This window comes from Inquilinus limosus MP06, assembly GCF_000767795.1.
Classification (GTDB): Bacteria; Pseudomonadota; Alphaproteobacteria; order DSM-16000; family Inquilinaceae; genus Inquilinus; species Inquilinus limosus_E.
Genome location: NZ_JANX01000521.1, coordinates 1 through 4,531 on the forward strand (window position 1 = coordinate 1; position 4,531 = coordinate 4,531).

The 4,531-nt window shown below is 71.2% G+C and carries 5 protein-coding genes; 1 reads left to right on the forward strand and 4 read right to left on the reverse strand.

Features of this window, described 5'->3' with window-relative positions:
* Window positions 1-119 precede the first annotated feature (119 nt).
* From P409_RS27450 to P409_RS27465, 4 genes are all read right to left on the reverse strand, one after another.
* On the reverse strand, window positions 120-884 hold the full coding sequence (locus P409_RS27450) for an SDR family oxidoreductase (protein ID WP_034845877.1): 765 nt from the start codon (window positions 882-884) through the stop codon (window positions 120-122).
* Window positions 885-922: 38 nt separating this feature from the next.
* On the reverse strand, window positions 923-1,894 hold the full coding sequence (locus P409_RS27455; protein ID WP_034845879.1) for a zinc-binding alcohol dehydrogenase family protein: 972 nt from the start codon (window positions 1,892-1,894) through the stop codon (window positions 923-925).
* A 22-nt stretch (window positions 1,895-1,916) separates the two neighbouring features.
* Window positions 1,917-2,771: an alpha/beta fold hydrolase gene (locus P409_RS27460; protein WP_034845881.1), complete on the reverse strand. Its 855-nt coding sequence runs from the start codon at window positions 2,769-2,771 to the stop codon at window positions 1,917-1,919.
* A 101-nt stretch (window positions 2,772-2,872) separates the two neighbouring features.
* On the reverse strand, window positions 2,873-3,577 hold the full coding sequence (locus tag P409_RS27465) for an alpha/beta fold hydrolase (protein WP_052121468.1): 705 nt from the start codon (window positions 3,575-3,577) through the stop codon (window positions 2,873-2,875).
* Window positions 3,578-3,693: 116 nt separating this feature from the next.
* Here P409_RS27465 and P409_RS27470 point away from each other — a divergent pair, with 116 nt between their 5' ends.
* Window positions 3,694-4,329, forward strand: a complete 636-nt coding sequence (locus P409_RS27470) for a CGNR zinc finger domain-containing protein (RefSeq protein WP_238578790.1) — start codon at window positions 3,694-3,696, stop codon at window positions 4,327-4,329.
* Window positions 4,330-4,531: the final 202 nt, after the last annotated feature.

Genomic DNA, 4,531 nt, shown 5'->3' on the forward strand with positions numbered 1-4,531 from the left:
ATCCGGCCGGGGCCGTGCGATGATCCGCCCGGCGCCGGCATCGAGGTCCCGCGCCGCGTGGCCGGGCCGCCATGTCCAGCCCATCGTCGCCGACGCGCCGGGCCGGCCCGGCCCGGCGGTCAGGCCGATCTGACCTCTCCGCCATCCATCCGCAGTGCCGACCCGGTCATCCAGCGGGCGCCGGGCGACACCAGGAAGGCCATCAGCTCGGCGATCTCCTCGGGCTCGCCGTAGCGGGCGATGCCCGCCTCCTTCGGGAAGGCCTCGGTCGCCTGCTCCACCGTCATGCCGTGCAGCGGCGCCCAGTGCTGCAGGTAGGACCGGCGGCGGCCGGTCATCACCGGGCCGGGCAGCACGCTGTTGACCTGCACCCCGTCGGCGATGCCGCGGTCGGAGAAGGCCTTGGCCAGGGCGACGATGGCGGCGTTGAGGGTGCCCACCGCGGCATAGGGCGCCTTCGGGACCAGCGCCGAGTTGCCGGACATCAGCACCACCGATCCGCGGCTCTCCTTCAGCGCCGGCCAGCCGGCGATGGTCAGCCGGCGGGCGCCGTGCAGCTTCAGCGCCAGCCCGCCCTCCCACTGCGCGTCGGTCATCTCGAACAGGTCGATCTGCGGCATCGCGCCGGCGATGTTCAAGAGGGCGTCGATCCGGCCGAAGGCCCGCAGCGTCGCGTCGACCACCGCCGGCGCGGCGGCGGGCTCGGTGAGATCGAGGTCGAGCACCAGCGGCTCGGCCCCCGCGGCCTTCACCGCCGCGGCCGCCTCTTCGAGTTTGTCGCGGTTGCGGGCGACCAGCGCGACCCGGTCGAAATCCCGCGCCAGGCGGATGGCGGTGGCGCGGCCGATGCCCTGGCTGGCGCCGGTGACGATGGCGACGGACATGGTGTCTGCTCCCTTATGGGTGGTGCCGGGCGGCGCGGTCAGAGGACGACGACCATCTTCCCGCCGGCCTCGTTGGCCTCCATCACGCGATGGGCCTCGCGGATCTGGTCGAAGCCGAAGACCCGCGCCGGCTTGGCTTCCAGCCGCCCCGCCGCGACATCGCGGGCGATCTGCCCCAGCGGCACGTCGGACAGCGGGAAGCCGGGCGTGCCGAAGACGAAGCTGCCGAAGAAGGTCAGATAGACGCCGCTCGCCATCTGCAGCAGCGGGTTGAAGTCGGCGATCGGGGCGAGGCCGCCGAGCCAGCCGGCCAGGCAGGCCCGGCCGCCGCGGCGCAGCATGGAGAGGGAGTCGAGAATGGTGCTGTTGCCGACGAGATCGAGCACGGCGTCGACCTGCTTCGCCTCGGCGATCCGCTTGGACAGGTCGGGGCCTTCCCGCTCCACCCGCTCGGCGCCCAGCGCGGTGAGCATCGCGAAACGGTCGGGGTTGCGGGTGGTGGCGATCACCCGGGCCCCGGCATTCACCGCCAGCTTCACCGCCGCCTGGCCGAAGGAGGAGGTGGCGCCGCGGATCACCAGCCGCTGGCCGCGCTCGATCTCCAGGTTGCGGAACAGGCAGGTCCAGGCCGTGGCATAGGTCTCGGGGATCGCCGCCAGCCCGGCCCAGGGCAGGTCGGCGTCGATCAGGGCGACGTTGGCGGCCGAGACGCGGGTGAATTCGGCGTAGCTGCCGTTGATGGTGCGGCCCAGCCCGCCCATCAGCGCCGCCACCTTGGCGCCGACCGGGAACTCGCCGCCGGGGCAGGATTTCACCAGCCCGACGCATTCGATGCCGATCACCTGCGCGGCCTCGGCCCATTCGCCGCGGCGCATATGCATCTCGGCGTGGTTCAGGCCGAAGGCCTTGATCTCGATCACGACCTGACCGACGACGGGCTCGGGTTCCGGGATGTCCCGGTAAACCAGGCTGTCCAGGCCGCCGAACGTCTCCAGAACGATGGCGCGCATGGCGCTCTCCTGTGGCGTGGGGTTACGGGGCGAGGAAGACGCGGATGGCATCCGCGATCTCGCGGGCATGCGTCTCCAGGGCGAAATGGCCGGTGTCGAAGAAGCGGATCTCGGCATCCGGCAGGTCGCGCCGGAACGCCTCGGCGCCAGGCGGCAGGAAGAACGGGTCGTTCTTGCCCCACACCGCCAGGAAGGGCGGGCGATGCTTGCGGAAATAGGCCTGGAATTCCGGATACAGCGCGACGTTGCCGGCGTAGTCCAGGAACAGGTCCAACTGCACCTCGTCGGCGCCCGGCCGGGCCAGGTAGTGGCTGTCCAGCGTGTGGCCGTCGGGCGAGACCAGGCTTTCGTCGGCGACGCCGTGGACATACTGCCAGCGCGTGGTCTCGGGCGTCAGGAGCGCGCGCAGCGCCTCGCGATTGGCGGCGGAGGGCTCCTGCCAATAGGCGCGGATCGGGTTCCAGCCGTCGCTCAGCCCTTCGACATAGGCGTTGCCGTTCTGGCTGATGATGGCGGCGATCCGCTCCGGATGCCGCAACGCCAGGCGGAAGCCCGTCGGGGCGCCGTAGTCGAAGACATACACGGCATAGCGGTTGAAGCCGATCACCTCGGTGAACCGGTCGATCACCCGCGCGAGGGCGTCGAAGGTGTAGCGGAAGGCCGAACGGTCCGGCATGTCGGACTGGCCGAAGCCCGGCAGGTCCGGGGCCACGATGTGGAAGCGGTCGGCCAGCAGCGGGATCAGGTCCCGGAACATGTGGCCGGAGCTGGGGAAGCCGTGCAGCAGCAGCAGCTTGGGAGAGCGGGGCGACCCGACCTCCCGGTAGAAGACCTTGAAGCCGTCGACATCGGCGGTGCGGTAGCGGATCTGCGTCATGACTGTTCTCCTCGAACGGGATGCGGGCGTGGATGGCCCGGCGTTACATAACCCGATTTTCCGGAATTAATCGGTTACGGGGCGTGATCGGGGCGGGCGGATCAACCCGAGGCGCGGACGGCCTCGAGCAGGATCTCCACCGCCAGCTCCGGCGCCGACACCAGCGGCGCGTGGTCGACCGGGGCGGGGCGCAGCGCCGCCCCCATCCGCGCCGCCATGAAGCGCTGGGTCGCGGCCGCGATCATCCGGTCCTCCTCCGCCAGCAGGTACCAGCTGGGCCGGTCCCGCCACAGCGGCCGGCCGACCGGGGTGGTGATGCAGGGCAGGTGGATCGGTCGCTGCACGGCGGCCAGAACCGCCGCCGATTCCGCCGGGGCGTGCTGGGCGAAGGCCGTCGGGAAGGCCTCGTCCGGCAGCCACAGGGCGCCGTGCGCATCGGGGGCCAGCCGCGGCGCCAGCGGGTGCGGGGCGGCACGCTGGAACACATCCATCACGGTCTCGCCCTCATCCGGCGCCAGGGCCGCGACGAACACCAGGGACCGGATCCGGTCGGGGCGGGCGGCGGCGATGACCGCGCCGGCATAGGCATGGCCGGCCAGCACCACCGGGCCGTCGATCCGCTCCAGCACACGGTCGAGGGCGGCGACATCGTCGGCCAGCGAGGTCAGCGGCAGCGGGGCGGCGCGCACGGCCAGGCCCTGGCGCTGCAGCGGCGCGATCACCGGCCCCCAGGACGACCCGTCCGCCCAGGCGCCATGAACCAGGACGAGGGTCGCCGGTCCCTGCGTGGTCCGTCCGTCCGTCATAATCGTAACCTCTCTGATTGCGATTGAGAGGTTATGATCCGAATCGAGATAACTTGTCAACGGGACTTTTCGAGGTTACTTTTTGGTGAAGCGAACCCATCCGAGGTCGACCCCAAGTGAGCCATCAGCTTCCGCCCGCGATGTTCCTCGCCGACGCGCTCGGCCTGGACGTCCTCAACTCGATCGCGACGCCGGTCGACGTCCCGGTCGACTGGCTGCCGGACGGCGACGGGCTGCTGTCCTGGCTGGCCCAGGCCGGGCTGGTGCCGGATACGGTCCTGGCGGAGATGCGGGAGCGGGCGATGCCGGGCGAGCTCGACAGCGTCGCGGCCCAGGCGCGCGGACTGCGCGAATGGTTCCGCGGCTTCGTCCAAGACCACAGGGGCCGGCCGCTGGCGGCGGATGCGCTGGAGGAGCTGCAGCCGCTGAACCGGCTGCTGGAGCGGGACGAGGGTTTCTCTCGGATCGTCGCAGCGGATGGGTCGGGGCGGCTGGCGCTGGCTCCGTCCCGACGCTGGCGCTCGCCGGACAGCCTGCTGCTGCCGATCGCCGAGGCGATGGCACGGGTGGTCTGCGAGGAGGACTTCACCCAGGTCAAGGCGTGCGAGGGGCCGGCCTGCACGCTGATGTTCGTCGACCGCACCCGCGGCCATGCCCGGCGCTGGTGCAGCATGGCGCTGTGCGGCAACCGCGCCAAGCAGGCCGCCCACCGCCACCGGCAGAAGGAGAGGCGGGGGGAGGGGGCGGCTTGACCTTTCCGGCCGTCCCTGCCCGCGCGGAGCGGGACGAGTTAGGGGCCAGATCGGTCATCCCCATCGCATCAAGGCGATAAGGTGTTGCCTCTCCCGCTTGCTTTTCAGAATTCCCCCAGGTCGTCGGGGACACTCATGGCGAAAGCAAAACGAGTCCCCCTCCCCGCGGCAGGGGGTAGGGGGAGGGGGTTCTCGCAGCCTG

Excerpts from the sequence above, each read along its gene's own strand:
- P409_RS27450 (WP_034845877.1), bottom strand. The coding sequence starts at position 884 with ATGTCCGTCGCCATCGTCACCGGCGCCAGCCAGGGCATCGGCCGCGCC.
- P409_RS27465 (WP_052121468.1), bottom strand. The coding sequence starts at position 3,577 with ATGACGGACGGACGGACCACGCAGGGACCGGCGACCCTCGTCCTGGTT.
- P409_RS27460 (WP_034845881.1), bottom strand. The coding sequence starts at position 2,771 with ATGACGCAGATCCGCTACCGCACCGCCGATGTCGACGGCTTCAAGGTC.
- P409_RS27455 (WP_034845879.1), bottom strand. The coding sequence starts at position 1,894 with ATGCGCGCCATCGTTCTGGAGACGTTCGGCGGCCTGGACAGCCTGGTT.